Consider the following 16,041-nt stretch of genomic DNA (forward strand, 5'->3'; position numbering starts at 1 on the left):
TCGAACACGTGCCCCCTTCCGTGTGAAGGAAGTGCGAAAAGCTTGAAAAGCTTATCTGTAAAGGGTTGTAAATTAATGAATCTATTGTCATAGTCATTTCATAGTCAAAATCTTAGTGTCTCAAGGTTTAACCATTGACTAAGCAGTCTGGAATCGACTGAGCAGCTCTTCGCGGGACAGATTGATGAGGAGCGGAGTGTATTCTTTAGGCGACATCTCCAGCAATGCGGGGATAATTGCTGCAAGCTGCTCGTCTAAAGTGCCAAAGCGAACCTCTAGCATATTTTCGATTACGAGGCGTTGTCCCTCTTGGAGAGCCATTCTTTCAACACTGGTGACGTAAGGCATTCGTTTTTCCTCTTCATATTGAGTCAGTTCTTGCCAAAATTCCCTGTTTAAGGCATCAGGAAGGTTCATGAGCCAATCGATAAAGTTAAACAGGTTCAGAACGTCTTGCTTTTGATACCCCTTTTCATACAGCCGTTTGATCAGGTTGAATTTCCAGGCTTTGCGTTCTACTCCATTATCTCGTGTTTCTTGAGTCTTGAGATGAGCCATCACCACGATGGCAAATGGATTACGACTTTCCTCTAGGGTTTGCCACTGTTCCCAGTAGTCAAGCAACTTTACAATGGGGAACTGAAACTGGACTTGACACCCAAACAGTTCGTAACCAAACTGGTTGGGTCGCCAATTGGAACGCTCATCTGCCAATAAGGCAAGGCTAGCGACCCTCTGTCTATAGCGATCGTAGATTCGGTAATTGTAGACGTATATTCGCTCAGCGAAGCCTGTCTCTGGCTGACTTTGAATTTCAATATGCACCAGAACCCAGATTTCCTCACCGCTGCGAAGCCAAACCTTAACCAATTTATCGACCAGCCGTTTGCCCAGTTCTGCATCCCGCACGACTTGCTGTAGTTCTTTGTCCAGGCTTTCGTATTGTCTCTCCCAGTCAATTTGGTCGTGAACCTGTGGGAAAAAGAAGCTGACGAATTCCCTGAAGTAGCTTTCTAGCATCAGTTTCCAGGGGCTATCGAAGTCTATTGGGGTTTGGGTCATTGCAGTCACTCTGAAGTTGGTTTAGGGCTGGTGGTTTTCAAAGTCTGTTTCCAACTCGACACAGTTGATTTTATGTAATTTGGTGTCCAAATAGGTCTGTTTAAGGTGAAGAAGCGTGTTTAAGGCAATTCTGGCTATTTCTCCCAATAAATGGAGTCCTAGGCCAAATTTGGCACAGCATCGCCTCAGTGCCATAGCCTCAGCATTACTGGATGGGTCGCCCCAGCTATCGATTTCGTTGTCTTCGGTTCCGGTGGCTTCGCGGACAAAATTGCCTTCGGCGGCGCGGAGGGTGAGGCGACCTTCGATGACAGTGCGATCGCCGTTGTAATGAGTGCGGACTTCCCAAGAGAAACCAGGGGCGTAGAACTCCAGCAACCGAATGTAGCTGTACCAAGAGACAAAATCGATGCGTTGTCCCTTCAGGGTTTTGCTTTTGACGAAACGCTTGGGAATGGGCTTTTGTAAGTCTGCCAGAATTTCTAGGATGGGGCGTTGATAGCCTTTGCTCTTGAGGATTTCAGGGGTCTGGGTTTTGGCTTCTGAGATGGGGATGATTTTTTCTGCGGTGGCTTCCTGGTCGAATAGTGCAAAGCAAAGTGCTCCAACGGCTTGGACTTCACGATTGACACATATTTGAATACGCCTAGAGTACTGAATCCTTGCAGTTCAGGACTTGTAAGCAGGGGATGGAGCACGAGTGCACCCCACCCCCTGCAAACTAGATGTATTCAGTCAGTTTCCATGTGACTGCTTTGTCCCGATAAGGAGGCATCCGATTACCCTTTGCAATGGGAGCAGAAGTAGTAGGAGTTCCTACCACAACCCACTTTCCACTTTCTGGGCAAATTTGGCCTGTTTGCGCGGTGGTACCAAGGGGCACTTTTGTTTTATAATTCATAACACGTGTTATAAAGAACAAAGTCAACATAGCATACGTTATAAAAAAAAATCACATCTGCTATAAATTTAATTTTTTCTTTAGTATTTTATGGGCAACGACGGGCTTAAAGATTTTGGGAGGAGATTGAAGGAACTTCGTATAGCGCAAGGACTCAATCAGACTCAGTTTGCTAAGCAGGTTAACTTGACGCAGGCAGCGATTTCTCAATTTGAGGATGGTAAGCGTATCCCCTCATCCAGTGCGCTGCAAAAAATTGCTATTGGACTAGGTTTGACACTTGACGAATTAATTGGGAGTGTTGAAGAAGCCTCAACAGATTCCGAAAAAGATACGGCAATTCAAGCTTTAGTTGCAAAATTGAAGCGAAAATCCGTAAATACTGAAGCCATCATCGCCCTCAATCGCTTTATGGATGTACAGTTTCAGGACGATAATAAATAGTTAAGGTGACAAAAGAGGATGAAGTACAGCAGTCCATGCTTTGAGAATACTAACGAAGATCCAGAATATGAGGCTAGTAAAGTTCTAGCTGAGATTGGCTGGGATGACACTTTGCCAATCGACGTGCTAGAAATTTGCGACAGGTATGGACTGGAATGTTTATTTGATGTTGATCCTTCGATGAAGGAAGAAGGAACGTAAGAATTCAGGTACGGGGTTGACAAACAAGAAAAGCAGACTAGTGTATTGACATGAAGCAACCGCCGCAGTTTGAGAGAGACGCGCTAGAGCGAATGAGCCAGCCAGTTCTGGTGGATGTTATTTTGCGCCAACAGGAGGCAATACAACAATTATTTGAGGAAGTAGCAAGACTCAAGGCAATCCTCAATCGCAATAGTAGTGATTCCTCCAAGCCGCCGTCTAGCGACTTTCTGAAAAAATCAGAGCTTGCCAAAGAAGAGACAGCAGAGGTGGGAAAGCGAAAAGCGGGTGGGCAACCCGGACATCGGGGGACAACGAGAAAAGGATTTGGCCGAGTCGATAGATTTGAAGTATTGAAGCCGCAAGAATGCCCCAAATGTGGGGGACAGTCTTGGATCGATATGGGCGTAAAAACAAGACAGTGCGCGCGATTAGTCGAAAAGCCGATAGAAGTCGTAGCATACCAACAGCAGCAATGTTGCTGCCAAAATTGTGAAACGATAGTTTGGGGCGAACTGCCCCAAGAGGTCATCGCAGAACAAGACCTCGAAGCGAGTTTACAGGGGATGTTGGTGTGGTTAGGCACCTATGGGCATCTGTCCTATGAGAAGCAGCAAGAATGGCTCATGCAGATGGGTCTAGAGAAAATTGGCATCGGCACCTTAGCGGCAACGACAGAAAGAGTGGCAGAGCGAATTAAGGGCAAAGTCGAAGCCTTAGCAGATTGGATCAGAGAACAGCCTCATACCCATGTCGATGAGACAGGTTGGCCCGTCAAAGGCGTCAAAGAATGGCTTTGGTCATTTAGTGGAGCGGGATATGCTTTATATCGCGGTGCTGATACCCGCAGCCGTGCAGAACTAGAGGCAGTGCTCGGTGAGCACTTTGAGGGCGTGTTAAGCAGTGATGACTATAGTGTCTACAACGGTTATGGCGTAGAACGGCAGCAGAAGTGCTTAGCCCACTTGCGGCGGCACTTTAAGCAGCTTCTTAAGCTCGTCTCAAAATCGCAACAAAACATTGGTCGAGTCTTTATCAATCTGATTGACCAAGCCTTTAGGGGCTATCGAAAGTGGCAAGCAAGCCAAGATGATGCACAATACGTTCGGTGGGCACACAAGTTCAAGGAAAAGGTGAGCAAAGCCATCACGGATTGGATGCCAAAAGTGGGATACTCAGCCGCAAAGTTACTGCGGTCGCTCAAGCATAAAAGCGAACAGTGGTGGTATTTCTTAGAAGACCCGAATGTACCACCAGATAATAATCGAGCTGAACGCAATCTCAGACTCGCCGTCACCAAGCGTAAGGTTTGTGGCGGGTCGCGTTCAATGAATGGGTTGGACAATACAGCAGCTCTACTAACGGTGATTCAAACTTGTAAAGCCCAGGGCAAATCTGCATTGGAGTTTTTTCGTCAAGCCTTGATTGACCCAACCGCCTTATCTCTCATTCCAACCCAGACCTGAATTCTTACGAAGGAACAACTAAATTTCGTGGAGATGGTGATTTCTATATCTTTATTAATACTCACAATACAGATTGCATTCATGGGTTTTCAAATAATCAAACTAAACGGCGGCGACAGCGATTCACCCTGGCTCATGAACTTGCCCACTGCACATACAAAAGCCATGTTAATCTTCGACTGCAACAAAATCTGAGCAATAAAAACAATCCTCACGCTAAAACCTACTCAAAGATTAGGGAAGATCAGGCAAATCAATTTGCAGCCTACTTACTTGTACCTAAAAAAGCATTCCAAAAATTCTCTCGGCAGGTTAGCTGGAATAATATTGTACAACTCATACAGAAAACTTCTGATGAATTTGATGTTTCTTTGGAAGTAGCAGCCCAACAAATTGCACGATTGGCTAATTACTCATGTATTACTATATTGTTTGATGGTCATGGTAATCCGAAAAGGGTGCCAGTTTATTCAAGTGATTTCCAGGAAACAAAGCTGTTCTACTCTAAGAGTCAAGTGATTCCAAAAAATACAGCGGCTGTACAGATGTTATCTGGATCGAATCAATGCCAGCAGGCTAAGAAATGTTTCCCAGATGCATCTACTTGGTTCCCAGATGCACCTGATAGGAGAGCAGAGAAATTTTCTGTTGTAGAAACCAGTATTAAAATAGGTAGATACGGGATTTTGACTTTTCTCGAAATAAATGAAGTAGAAAACTAAGAGATGATATCTAGGTGAATAAACAGAGAACACGATTCCTAAACAAATCAACAAACAGCTTATTCTTAAATTGCGGCTTTTGGGTCTGTTTCAAACGCGGTGGCTAGGTCTGAACTGGCGATTGCCCTAGCAACAGCCCTAAATGACCTTGAAGCGATCGTTTGGACTGCATCTTCACAACGCAATACAGAGAAGGCTTTGGCGTTGAGGCGTATGAAAGCTGTTTCATTCAATGGGCGATACGTGACTCGAACACGTGACCCCTTCCGTGTGAAGGAAGTGCGCTACCACTGTGCTAATCGCCCTTAGGGGTTTTAATCTAACATAGTCCTATCTCCAAGGGCAACTCGCCAACTCTTGATGCTAGCTCCCCTCAGAATGACCTATGGTAAAAAGAACATCCTTAAAAGTTTTCTATAAGATATGAAAGTTGCAGTAACGGGCGGAACGGGCTTCATCGGCAGTCGCTTAGTCGATCGCCTGCAAGCCGAGGGACACCAAGTCTTGCTCCTGGTGCGGAACGTCCAAAAAGCCCAACAGCGCTTCCCACAAGCAGAAGTCGTCAGCTATACCCCTAAAACATCCGGTCCCTGGCAGCAGGCGATCGCCGGATGCGATGGCATCGTAAACCTGGCGGGCGAACCGATCGCCAACCGCTGGACGGAAAACAGCAAAAAAGAAATATTAGAAAGTCGCCAACTGGGCACCCAGAAAATTGTAGAGGCTATCGCTCAGGCCGACCCCAAACCCTCAGTTCTGGTTAACGCATCCGCCATCGGCTACTACGGCACCAGCGAAACCGCTGTTTTTGACGAGAATAGCAATCCCGGCAGCGATTTCTTGGCAGCAGTCTGTCAAGCTTGGGAAGCCGAAGCCGAAAAAGTCAAAGCCTCCGGTACCCGCTTGGTCATCCTGCGCACTGGCATCGTACTCGGTCCGGGCGGCGGCGTTTTAGCCCGCATGACGTTTCCCTTTCAGCTCTTTGCTGGAGGCCCCTTAGGCAACGGCAAACAATGGGTTTCCTGGATACATCGAGACGATTTAGTGAGCCTCATTATTAAAGCTTTGACAGATCCTGCGATGGAAGGCACATTCAACGCAACTGCCCCCAACGCCGTCTCCATGGACAAACTCTGTCAAGCATTGGGAGATATTCTGCAACGTCCCTCTTGGCTGCCCGTGCCTGACTTTGCCTTAGAACTATTGTTAGGAGAAGCCGCCAAACTCGTTCTAGAAGGGCAAAATGTGAAACCCCAGAAAACCGAAGCCTCCGGTTTCCAGTTTCAGTACCCCACCTTGAAGGCTGCGTTGTCGCAGATTTTAAAGTGACTGAAAAGCCCAAATTGACGCATCCCTCACAAAAGCCGCGCTTAACGCAATCCACCTCGATCGAACTTGGCTCGATCTAAGCCGTAGTCGCCGTCTACAAAAGCGGTAAATTCAGTCCCTGCTGGATATTTAGCTTCTTTACCCCCCATAAACAAGAAAAAAGGCGTGACAATGGCCGATAGAGCAATCGTTCCGGCAGATAGCCCGCCCCCTTGGGATTGATTGGACCGAAGCGAAACTCGCTCTCCAGACACCAGCGCAACTTCTTTGAGTACGATGGCGATCTTTCCCTTGCGGCCCAGCATTTTGGCCCGCTTTACCTCGGCAATAATTCCTTTGGCATTGGTTCCTCTAGCGATGACAGTAACGCCTTGAACTGCGATATCTTCTGCAACTTCAAACTCAATGAGCTGATTTTCTTGCGCGGTTTTTGAAGAAATCGTTTCCTTGAACTTGAGTTTGATCGGTGTATTGTTCGTCAGAATAAAACCCGAAAGGGGATTTGGAAGGGGAGATTTATAAGAAGACGAAGGGCTAGGCGGAAGCGGCTTTTGAATGGAAGAACTGGATTGAGCGTAGGAACGCTGCTGGCTTAAAGCGGCGATCGCCAAAAATTCAGCGCTCGCTAGAAATCCCAGCAAAAGACCGAATAGGATGCCGACCGATCTTTGGGATTTATGTTTGGCCCGAATGGTATAACGCACTTTAAAACAAATTCCCTCCTCGTTTGGCCTCTACATCATAAAGGACGAGAATATTATTTTTTGAGAGAAAAATATGTAGAACTACTGGGGCATTAATCTTGCCGTACGTTCTAAAGCCGTAACAGCAGGATTTGCGGGTTTATTTTTTGCAGCGAGACCTAAGATTAATGGCCCAAAAATCTTCCAGCTTGAGACATTAGGTCTCCCATATCGACGCTTCCGTCTTGGTTGCTATCTAAAAACGTATTGAGGACAGAATTTCCCCCAGAGCTAGAAGCGCCGCTTTGCAAAAGCTGCAAAACCATGGGAAGTAGCGTTGGCAGCATTGCTCCGATCCGATCGGCATCGAGTCCGGTCCGCTGGGCGATCGCCTCTACAACCTGCTGTTCCTGACCGCCAAATAATGCCTGTACCGGGTTAGAACCAGCATTGCCGTTGGCGACCTGACTGAGCAAGTTTTCGACGCCTTCGGTGCCCGCATTGGCCTGGTAATTTTGCAGCGCGCCTTGCACCATACTGCCGACAGCCGACATGAGGGCTGCAGAATTGCCGGGGTCGCCCGTTTGGGATCCGGCAATGGACTGCACGGCACCCAGAATCGACCCAATTTGGTCGGTATTTGCCTGCCGATCGGGGTCGGCGATCGCGTTTGAAATGGCGTCAAATAAACTCATGATGGATTCCTAAAAACAACATGTAGATGGCTTTTATTGGCTCCGCCGCCGATGCGGCGCAGCAGAACCCCGCACCCGCTATTTTAGGCTGGCTTTGTGTGCCAAAAACAGAAATTTTTCAATCTTTAGCAGGGAGTAGGAGCAGTTTGCAGCGATTTAGACGATCTTCGTAAAGTGTTAAAGTCTTAGCTCGGGTTGCAAAGCAAGGGTTGAATTAGATTCTATGCCAGGGCAGGATTGGTTAAATCTTCTCAAACTCCATCGCGTTATTGCGGTGATTCGGACTGACTCTGTTGCTACGGGTTTAGCCATGGCCAAGGCTGTAGCGGATGGCGGCATTCGCCTCATTGAAGCGACCTGGAATAGCGATCGCCCGGCGGCCCTGATTGACGCCATCCGTACCGAATTGCCCCATTGCACCATTGGCTGCGGCACGCTGCTGAATCGCGACCACATTAAAGACGCGATCGCCGCAGGGGCTGAATATGGGTTCATGCCCCATGTCGATACCGCGCTCATCGGGTACGGCCGCGATCGCGACTGGCCCATCCATCCCGGCGCGCTCACCCCTACGGAAATGATGACCGCCTGGAATGCTGGAGCCAGCGGCGTCAAGGTTTTTCCGGTGGCAGCTTTGGGGGGCTGCGACTATATTCGCAGCCTGCAAGGGCCATTGCCCCACATTCCGCTGATTCCGACGGGTGGAGTGACGCTGGATAATGCGAAAGACTTTCTAGCAGCAGGGGCGATCGCCGTGGGGTTGGCGGGGGAGTTATTTCCGCAATCGGCTATTTTGCGACAGGATTGGGAGGCCATTACGCGGCGATCGCAGCAGCTCGCGCGCGCCATCAACGCCCAGATCGGAACGTAGTTCGATCGGTCTTCCTGGCTGCTTTAGGGGCTGTGTTCTAGTCCGTACCGCCCCATTGCCAGCGGGGATTGCCCCCTACAATTTCATGGCGCAAAATAGCGGGGGTTAAATTGTTGGCATCTTGCATCCCCGTCATATCCAAAATGAAGTAAGCCTTACCATTCAGGAACTGCACGCGCAGATAGGAGTGACCGCCAAAAGGCTCGCCGTCTACCTGAAACATTCCCGCAGCTGCCCGACAAGATTGGAAGGGCGGCTTCAAAGTGCCCACCCAGGTCACGCTGAAGGGGTCAACTTTTGCAACCGAAATTTGCGTCGCGATCGCCCCCAAGGCCACCGTTCCATCCCAAGTAAAACTACCTTCTTGGTAAGGTTTAGCCGTCTGGTACGCAATTACCTTTTCGGGACAGCGCACCCGCGACGGATCGCCCAGGGGATGGGGGCGCAGCTCGATCGTAGCCGCCCATACCCCCGCACTGTTTGCGCTGAGCAAACCCATTCCTAAAGCCGCACTGAAGCAAAATCGGCGCATATTTATTAACTAAAAAAGTAACTAGAACTCCAGCTCGACTCCAAGTCCTAAACACACTGGAAGCCGAACCTCCCGAGACCGGTTGCCTCAGAAATTCACCGCACCCAACAACGCGTCTAAATACCAGACGAGTCGATCGCGAGAGGGCTAACCGTAAGGTCGGACTCCATGCCAGCGGAGGCCCATTTCTGATAATCCAACACCAGCTGATGGACGAGTCGTTGCTTGACCGTCATCAAAATGCTCTTGAGCAGACCGTTCCCCGTGGCTTCCACGATCGCCCGTGGCGTCATCCACAACACGGGTGGAATATCGACTTGAACCTTAAGGTCGGCTTGACCTGCAAGGTAGGTTTTTCCAGCGTCTCGGACGGGAGCCAACACTCCCTCTAGATCCAAGTGGAAACGCTGGTTTACAAAGTCAATGCCGCGCAGTTCGCAAGCTTCGGAGTTTAAAAACACCGTACCATCTGGCTTCGGCTGGAGCCGAATATCGACTGTAGGTTGTAAATTAAACGTTAAAAACTGCCGGGGCTTCATCTTCAAGCGGTAGCAATTTTCTTGGCCGAGCGCCTCAATTTGGCTTGGATCCGTCAGAGCCTGTACGAGTCGGTGGGGTTGTCTCAGGTAATGCTGAATTGGCACGGCGGCGTTCGGCACTAAAATCGAAACGGCTTGGGAGGCTGTGAAGGTTGCGCGCATAATCGGGCATACTAATAAGCTATGCTTTTGATTCTAACCTTCCTGGAGAGTTTGTCAGGTAAAACGACCCTTTTTTCCGGCAATCTCAATTTGTCTTATCCTTAACCTCCTATGACCTTCACCATTGCCCATCTCGGGCCTGCCGGCACTTATGCAGAACAAGCAGCTTCAGCCTACGCCCAGTGGTGGTCAGATCGGACTCAGCAGGAACTTCCCGCCTTAGCACCCTTTCCCAGCATCGCGCAAACCCTTTACGAGGTTGCCGAAGGGCGAATTGAAGTAGCAGTCGTACCCGTCGAAAATTCGATTGAAGGCAGCGTTACGACAACCCTCGATACGCTCTGGCAACTTGAGACGCTCCAAATTCGTCAGGCGTTGGTGCTGCCGATCGTTCATGTTTTGGTGGCTGGGGCCGAGGCATTAAAGGCCATTCAAACGGTCTACTCTCACCCTCAAGCACTGGGTCAATGCCAGCAGTGGCTTCACCAGAACCTACCCCACGCTCAGCTCATCCCTACCCATTCCACGACCGAGGCACTGAAGTACGTCGAGACGGATGGGTCAACAGCGGCGATCGCCTCAGAACGCGCAGCGCACCTCTACGGCCTGCCAATTTTCGCCAAATCGATCCAAGATTACGCGGACAACTGCACCCGCTTTTTGGCTGTCAGTCAACCTCAGTCTTCCGTTTCCGTGCCGGAGATTTCAGCCGCACCCGTTTATACTTCTTTAGCCTTTAGCTTGCCCCAAAATGCGCCCGGCGCGCTCGTCGCTCAGCTACAAGTTTTTGCAGCGCGCGGCATCAACCTCAGTCGCATTGAATCGCGCCCTACCAAACGATCTTTAGGAGAGTACGTTTTCTTTATCGACGCAGAAGCCAGCTTAGAAACCGACGCAATGCAGTCTGCCGTAGATTTGCTCGATCGATCTGCGGAAAGACTGAAAGTTCTAGGGAGCTACAGTACTATCAAAATCTTACCGACCGATCTCCCATAGAGATTGCTCATTTAAAAGTCAAAAGCAGCGCCTGAGTTGGGGCGCTGCTTTTGAAACTTCAGGAACTTAAACCATCGACAACGTTCGGCGCTTGGTTACCAATTGGTAAGACTCAATAATGTCGCCTTCCTTCCACTCCGTGAAGTTGTCTACGCCAACCCCGCACTCGTAGCCGAAGTTAACTTCTTTGGCGTCATCCTTCATGCGCTTGAGCGAATCGAGAATTCCCTCAAAGACAACAGTGCCTCCACGTCGCACCCGGATCCGACAGTTGCGCACCAGTTTGCCCGATTGAACGTAGCAACCGGCAACGGCTCCGCGGCCCACTGGGAATACCGCGCGCACCTCGGTTTGACCCAAGGGTTCCTCGACCAATTCCGGATCCAACAACCCTTCCATTGCACCTTGAATGTCTTCTAGGAGCTTGTAGATGATGTTGTATTCCCGGATATCGACGCTGGCCTTGTCCGCTGCCTGCCGCGAACCGCTCGCCAAACTGGTATTGAAGCCAATGATGACTGCGTTACTGGCCGCTGCAAGATCCACATCGGTTTCGGTCACTTCACCAGGGGCTGAGAAGAGGACCCTCACCTGCACTTCATTCTGCGGTAGCTGCTCTAAAGAAGCCAGAATTGCTTCCAAAGAACCCTGCACGTCGGCCTTCAGAATGAGATTTAATTCCTTCAGTTCGCCCTCTCGCACTTGATCGGACAGGGTACCTAAGGAAATGCGACGGGACGACATGGCCTGCTGCAGGCGGGTTTGACGCTGTTGGTCGAATCGCGTCGAGGCTACGGCTCGGGCTTCCTTTTCATCGCCAAAGACTTCGAACTCGTCTCCAGCTGCTGGCACGTCGTTTAAGCCCAGCACCTCCACCGCAAAGGAAGGAGATGCAACGCTGACCCGCTGGCCGCGATCGTCGATCATGGCTCGCACTTTACCGAACGCCGAGCCAACCACGAGGATATCGCCCACGCGAAGCGTCCCGTTTTGGACCAGCAGCGTTGCTACGGGACCTCTGGCTTTGTCTAGGTTCGCTTCAATGACCGTTCCCTTGGCAGGGCGATCTGGGTTAGCTTGGAGGTCTTCCACTTCAGACACCAGCAAAATCATTTCCAGCAGCGTATCCAGGTTTTCGCCCTTGAGCGCGCTGACCGGAACCATGATGGTGTCGCCGCCCCATTCTTCAGAAACCAGGCCAAATTCGGTCAGCTCTTGCTTCACGCGATCGACTTGGGCGGCTTCCTTGTCCATTTTGTTGATGGCCACAATAATTGGAACTTTTGCAGCCTGAGCGTGGCTCACCGCTTCAATGGTCTGGGGTCGTACGCCATCGTCGGCAGCAACCACTAGGATGGCAATGTCAGTCACCCGCGCCCCCCGCGCCCGCATGGCCGTAAAGGCTTCGTGACCGGGGGTATCCAAGAACACGACCTGTTGCATTTGGCCGTTGTGTTCGAGGTCGACGTGGTAAGCGCCGATGTGCTGGGTGATTCCCCCAGCCTCTCCCTGAGCCACCTTGGTTTTGCGAATGGAATCGAGGAGCGTCGTTTTGCCGTGATCGACGTGACCCATGATGGTCACGACGGGCGGGCGTCTCACCAGGTTTTCCAGATCTTCAATGTCGATCATCTCCGTAACCTTGCGGGCCGCGGATTCTTCTTGGATGGTTTCGACCGTGACGCCCAACTCCTCTGCCACCATGGTTGCGGTGGGGAAGTCCAAAGTCTGGTTGATGTTGGCTGCGATGCCCTTCAAGAAAAGGACCTTAATGACGTCGGTGTCCGGCAACATCAGAAGATTCGCCAGCTCTTGCACGGTCGGGTTGTTGGTCAGCGAAATAACCGTAGGCTTTTCGACCTCTTGCACCTGAGCCGCGCGATCGCGTCCCCGGTTTTGACGGCGACTGCTACCGCCCTTCTGAGGTCCGGGACGAGAAGCAGCAGCTGGGGCCGGTCGGGTTTGCTTGGCCGTCTTTTGTTTCGGCGGGCGAACGAGGGACTGACTCACGTCAACAACCGTACTTTGAACGTTTAGATCGTCATCTAATAGCTCGTCATCCTCATCCTCATCGACGGTGCGCCGCTTCTGCTTAGTTCCTGTTTTAGGGGCTTTGCTCAGCAGCTCGGCCATCTCTTCTTCCTCTATTTCTGCCTTACCCCGCTTCGGTCGGCTGACGGTCGGTCGCCGGAGCTTGAGATCTTCGTCTCCAGGTAGAATGACGGGAATAATACCGTCGCTTCCAGGCGCACCAGGCGCTTTGCCTTCCTTGCGATGCTCTACAATTTCGGGCGGTGCGTTGCGGACGGGTCGGCTGGGTTGGCTGGGCTTTTTGAGCAAGATCGGAACGGGCGAGCGATCGGAAATGTCGTCGGACCCGTGCAAGTCTCCCGGATCTCGCAGCCTGCGAGCTGGGGAATCGTTCGTCGCTCTGGCCTTAGAAGGTGGAGCGTCGGCAGACTGCGCGCTTTTTAAGACGGGCTTGATGACATTATTGGTGGGTCTTTGAACCTCTGTCCGGGGTGGAGGGACTGCAAGGCTGGGGGTGACTGCTGGCCTGTTGGGACTGACTTCGGGCAATGTCTCGGGCACGCTTCCGTTCGAGGGATGCGTTTCGACCGCGCCTGCATCCGTCGCAGGCTGATTTCCGTTCGCGGGAAATGCATCCGCCTCTTGACGCGAAGTCGGAGCGATGGGTCGGACGGGCTTGGGGGGCTGGAGCGGCATTCCCATTGGCTTTGGAGGAGTAGCAGCGATTCCGGAGGCAGAATCTCGATCGTTTGCGGCAGTCGGCTTGTGGCGACGAATTTCTAAAATTTGTTGTTTGCCGGGTTCTTTCCCTTTGATGACAATCGGTTTTGCAGGCGCTTGCGGCACTTGCGCAGCACTGCGAACCACTGCACCGCTGGTTTGAAATTTGGGGGCAGCACCGCGGATTTTTTCGGCTTCTGCTTCAGTAATGGTGCTGCTGTGGCTTTTGACAGAAATGTTCAAGTGATCGCAGACCGCTAAAATTTCTTTATTATCCAAATTTAGCTCTTTTGAAAGTTCGTAAATTCTGACCTTGCTACTACTCATTCAGCTCTATTCCTCTAGGTTCTCGTGGTTTGGTTACATAGTTCAGCCTTCTATGGTTTTGGGTTTAATGGGTGCTGAAAACAAAACCCCCCAGCTGATGAATGACAGCGGAGGCAGTTTCGATCTGGCTCGTGGGAACGATAGCGATAGATATTATCCTCTCAACTTACCTGCAATCCAGTCCGTATATCCCTATAATACGTCTCCCAATGCCTTAACGTGCATCTTGGCTTTGAGAGGACTCCGTCATATAGCGCCAAAGATCTAAATAGAGTTCTGACGGTACGGCAGATTTCAAGGCGCGCTCGAGGCGTTTTTTCTTTTGAGCGAGGCCGATGCAGTCAGCGTTCGGACAAATATAGGCAGACCGCCCCGCCCCGCAATCGATCGCAATGGCTCCCGTTGGCTCCCGAACGACCCGTAAAAACTGGGCCTTAGGTGCCGCGATGCGGCAGCTGATACACCGTCGATAGTTTGGCTCCACAGCAGATCGCAAAGATTAAGGGGCAAAAACGTCCTACCTTCACAGGTTCCCCTCCAAGTTGGAGGGGAACCTGTGAAGGCTTTCTTAAGATTCTGTCACTTCGGCTTCCTCAGAAGATTCTTCCGGTTCCTCCTCAAACGGCTCATCTCCTTCTGCGGGCGCGAAGTTTGCCAATTCGGTATCGTAATCGTACTTGGCAGTGTCTTTAATATCAATTTTCCATCCCGTCAAGCGTGCAGCCAATCGCACGTTTTGCCCCTCCTTGCCGATCGCCAAGCTGAGCTGATCTTCAGACACGAGGACGTGAACCTGACGGTCTTCGGTATCGACGAGGCGAACTTCGTCTACGCGGGCGGGGCTGAGGGCATTGGCAATATAGGTCGAGGGATCCGGCGACCAGCGAATGACATCGATTTTTTCGCCCCGGAGTTCGTTCACCACCGCCTGAATTCGCGATCCCCTGGCCCCAATGCAGGCTCCGACAGGATCGACATCTCGCTCTAGGGTATCCACGGCAATCTTGGTGCGGGGACCCACGTGGCGGGAGGGGGGGTTGGCTTCCCGCGCTACCGCGATAATGCGCACCACTTCGTCTTCAATTTCAGGCACTTCGTTGGCAAAGAGGTAGACCACCAGCCCCGCATCGGCCCTGGATACGATGAGCTGCGGTCCGCGATGGGGACCGTCTACGACGCGTTTGAGAAAGACTTTGAAGGTGGCATTGGCGCGATAGTTGTCGTTGGGGAGCTGCTCGCGTTTGGGTAATTCCGCTTCTACTTCGGGCTGGCCGAAGCCGCTGGCGACGGACATGATGACGGAGCGACGCTCGAATCGCAGCACCCGCGCTTGGAGGACGGTTTTTTCGAGGTCTTGATATTCTTCTTGAACCAGTTTGCGCTGTTGATCCCGCAGTTTTTGGGAGAGGACTTGCTTGGTTTGGATGGCAGCCATCCGGCCAAATTCGCCCTGCTCTGGGGTGACATCGAGCACGACGGTATCGCCCAATTGCGCTTCCGGGGCGACTTCCTGGACTTCGATCAACGCAATTTGATGGTCGAGGTTATCCACTTCTTCGACGATCGCCTTGGTCGATAGCACCCGAAACCCTTCGTCTTCGGTGTCTAGTTCTACATCGAAGTTATCGAAGTAATGTTCGTCAAAGGGATCGTGGCTGTCCATTTCGAGCGTGCGACGATAGCGCTCGTAGCCTTTGAGAAGCGCTTCTTGCAGTGCTTCTTGAACGGCGTGCTTCGGCAAATTCCGCTCCCGGCTAATGGTGTTGATCATTTCGGCTAGTCCCGGCAAGCGAACCATAGACATCGGTCATTCTCCCTTTTGCTCGAATTTTGTTGTGAACGTTAGACAAAGAGATGAGGTCTTCAACCTTCGGTGCCTTGCTGCAACTGCACCTGGCCGACCAACGCCCTTGGAATGGCGATCGCCCGTCCCCGCTGGGTGAGCCGAACAGTCGTTTCATCCCGACCCACTAAGCTCCCTTCCCACTCCGAACGTCCCTGGTAAGGCTCCAGGGTTGCAACTATAACGGGAAACCCTCGAAAGGATTTAAAGTCGCGATCGCTGCTTAAGACTTCCGAAACCCCTGGGCTAGAGACCTCAAGGATGTAGGCATCCGGCATCGACGCCGAAGCATCTAGCACTTCCTCTAGGGCGCGACTCATTTTTTCGCAGTCTTCTAAGCCCGTGTCTGAGGATAGATTGCGAACATCGATCCTTAGAATAGGCGGATGCTGACTGGTCTGAAGGACGGCATTGACTACCTCTAGATTCAGAGCTTGGGCGACTGGATGAGCCAGTTCTAAAATATGGGGAATCAGTGGATGAGTCATGGGAGTGAATAGCAATAAAAAAAGTGGGC

The 16,041-nt window shown here is 51.2% G+C and carries 17 protein-coding genes and 1 tRNA gene; 6 read left to right on the plus strand and 12 right to left on the minus strand.

The genetic code is table 11. The features are described 5' to 3' along the window. Positions 1–138 precede the first annotated feature (138 nt). Positions 139–1,062 carry a hypothetical protein gene (locus tag R6H26_RS14895; protein ID WP_404783361.1) on the minus strand — a complete coding sequence of 308 codons (924 nt, stop codon included), beginning with the start codon at positions 1,060–1,062 and terminating at the stop codon, positions 139–141. A 21-nt stretch (positions 1,063–1,083) separates the two neighbouring features. Further along, a complete protein-coding gene (locus R6H26_RS14900; protein ID WP_404783362.1) occupies positions 1,084–1,440 on the minus strand; it encodes a hypothetical protein in 357 nt (118 codons plus the stop codon). A gap of 613 nt (positions 1,441–2,053) precedes the next feature. Between R6H26_RS14900 and R6H26_RS14905 the strand changes: the two genes are divergently transcribed. The 3 genes from R6H26_RS14905 to R6H26_RS14915 all read left to right on the plus strand — a co-directional run bounded on the left by R6H26_RS14905 (position 2,054) and on the right by R6H26_RS14915 (position 4,796). After that, positions 2,054–2,407, plus strand: coding sequence for a helix-turn-helix domain-containing protein (locus R6H26_RS14905; RefSeq protein WP_404783363.1), 354 nt, complete (start codon positions 2,054–2,056; stop codon positions 2,405–2,407). Between the two features lie 251 nt (positions 2,408–2,658). Further along, positions 2,659–4,074 (plus strand): IS66 family transposase, encoded by a 1,416-nt coding sequence (gene tnpC, locus R6H26_RS14910; RefSeq protein WP_404783364.1) that lies wholly within the window; start codon positions 2,659–2,661, stop codon positions 4,072–4,074. 77 nt (positions 4,075–4,151) lie between these two features. Beyond that, on the plus strand, positions 4,152–4,796 hold the full coding sequence (locus R6H26_RS14915; protein ID WP_404791334.1) for an ImmA/IrrE family metallo-endopeptidase: 645 nt from the start codon (positions 4,152–4,154) through the stop codon (positions 4,794–4,796). A gap of 103 nt (positions 4,797–4,899) precedes the next feature. Here the strand turns inward: R6H26_RS14915 and R6H26_RS14920 are convergent, their stop codons facing one another. Together R6H26_RS14920 and R6H26_RS14925 are read right to left on the minus strand one after the other, a co-directional pair. Then, complete coding sequence (locus tag R6H26_RS14920) at positions 4,900–5,025, minus strand: hypothetical protein (RefSeq protein WP_404783366.1); 126 nt, start codon at positions 5,023–5,025, stop codon at positions 4,900–4,902. 4 nt (positions 5,026–5,029) lie between these two features. Beyond that, positions 5,030–5,101 (minus strand) — tRNA-Val (locus tag R6H26_RS14925). Positions 5,102–5,219: 118 nt separating this feature from the next. On the opposite strand from R6H26_RS14925, the gene R6H26_RS14930 reads away from it, so the two are divergent. Then, positions 5,220–6,125, plus strand: coding sequence for a TIGR01777 family oxidoreductase (locus R6H26_RS14930; RefSeq protein WP_404783368.1), 906 nt, complete (start codon positions 5,220–5,222; stop codon positions 6,123–6,125). A 41-nt stretch (positions 6,126–6,166) separates the two neighbouring features. On the opposite strand, the gene R6H26_RS14935 is transcribed toward R6H26_RS14930, so the two are convergent. Both R6H26_RS14935 and R6H26_RS14940 read right to left on the minus strand, forming a co-directional pair. Further along, on the minus strand, positions 6,167–6,829 hold the full coding sequence (locus R6H26_RS14935) for a hypothetical protein (protein WP_404783369.1): 663 nt from the start codon (positions 6,827–6,829) through the stop codon (positions 6,167–6,169). A gap of 164 nt (positions 6,830–6,993) precedes the next feature. Beyond that, on the minus strand, positions 6,994–7,503 hold the full coding sequence (locus R6H26_RS14940; protein ID WP_404783371.1) for a DUF937 domain-containing protein: 510 nt from the start codon (positions 7,501–7,503) through the stop codon (positions 6,994–6,996). 223 nt (positions 7,504–7,726) lie between these two features. Here R6H26_RS14940 and R6H26_RS14945 point away from each other — a divergent pair, with 223 nt between their 5' ends. Next, positions 7,727–8,374 (plus strand): bifunctional 4-hydroxy-2-oxoglutarate aldolase/2-dehydro-3-deoxy-phosphogluconate aldolase, encoded by a 648-nt coding sequence (locus R6H26_RS14945; RefSeq protein WP_404783373.1) that lies wholly within the window; start codon positions 7,727–7,729, stop codon positions 8,372–8,374. Between the two features lie 37 nt (positions 8,375–8,411). Here R6H26_RS14945 and R6H26_RS14950 read toward each other — a convergent pair whose 3' ends face one another. Both R6H26_RS14950 and R6H26_RS14955 read right to left on the minus strand, forming a co-directional pair. Further along, the gene (locus R6H26_RS14950) at positions 8,412–8,873 is read right to left on the minus strand and encodes a hypothetical protein (protein WP_404783375.1); all 462 of its coding nucleotides are present in this window, start codon (positions 8,871–8,873) and stop codon (positions 8,412–8,414) included. Positions 8,874–9,022: 149 nt separating this feature from the next. Then, positions 9,023–9,607, minus strand: a complete 585-nt coding sequence (locus R6H26_RS14955) for a DUF1997 domain-containing protein (protein ID WP_404783377.1) — start codon at positions 9,605–9,607, stop codon at positions 9,023–9,025. 111 nt (positions 9,608–9,718) lie between these two features. On the opposite strand from R6H26_RS14955, the gene pheA reads away from it, so the two are divergent. After that, the gene (gene pheA, locus R6H26_RS14960; RefSeq protein WP_404783378.1) at positions 9,719–10,603 is read left to right on the plus strand and encodes a prephenate dehydratase; all 885 of its coding nucleotides are present in this window, start codon (positions 9,719–9,721) and stop codon (positions 10,601–10,603) included. 66 nt (positions 10,604–10,669) lie between these two features. Here pheA and infB read toward each other — a convergent pair whose 3' ends face one another. The 4 genes from infB to rimP all read right to left on the minus strand — a co-directional run bounded on the left by infB (position 10,670) and on the right by rimP (position 16,012). Further along, positions 10,670–13,681 carry a translation initiation factor IF-2 gene (gene infB, locus R6H26_RS14965; protein WP_404783380.1) on the minus strand — a complete coding sequence of 1,004 codons (3,012 nt, stop codon included), beginning with the start codon at positions 13,679–13,681 and terminating at the stop codon, positions 10,670–10,672. Between the two features lie 214 nt (positions 13,682–13,895). After that, the gene (locus tag R6H26_RS14970; protein WP_404783381.1) at positions 13,896–14,177 is read right to left on the minus strand and encodes a YlxR family protein; all 282 of its coding nucleotides are present in this window, start codon (positions 14,175–14,177) and stop codon (positions 13,896–13,898) included. Positions 14,178–14,249: 72 nt separating this feature from the next. Next, positions 14,250–15,485 carry a transcription termination factor NusA gene (gene nusA, locus R6H26_RS14975; protein ID WP_404783383.1) on the minus strand — a complete coding sequence of 412 codons (1,236 nt, stop codon included), beginning with the start codon at positions 15,483–15,485 and terminating at the stop codon, positions 14,250–14,252. A gap of 59 nt (positions 15,486–15,544) precedes the next feature. Beyond that, entirely contained in the window at positions 15,545–16,012 is a 468-nt protein-coding gene (gene rimP / locus R6H26_RS14980) for a ribosome maturation factor RimP (protein WP_404783385.1), read from the minus strand. Positions 16,013–16,041 lie beyond the last annotated feature (29 nt).

This window comes from Altericista sp. CCNU0014 (assembly GCF_044923475.1).
Lineage (GTDB): Bacteria > Cyanobacteriota > Cyanobacteriia > Thermosynechococcales > Thermosynechococcaceae > JAAURS01.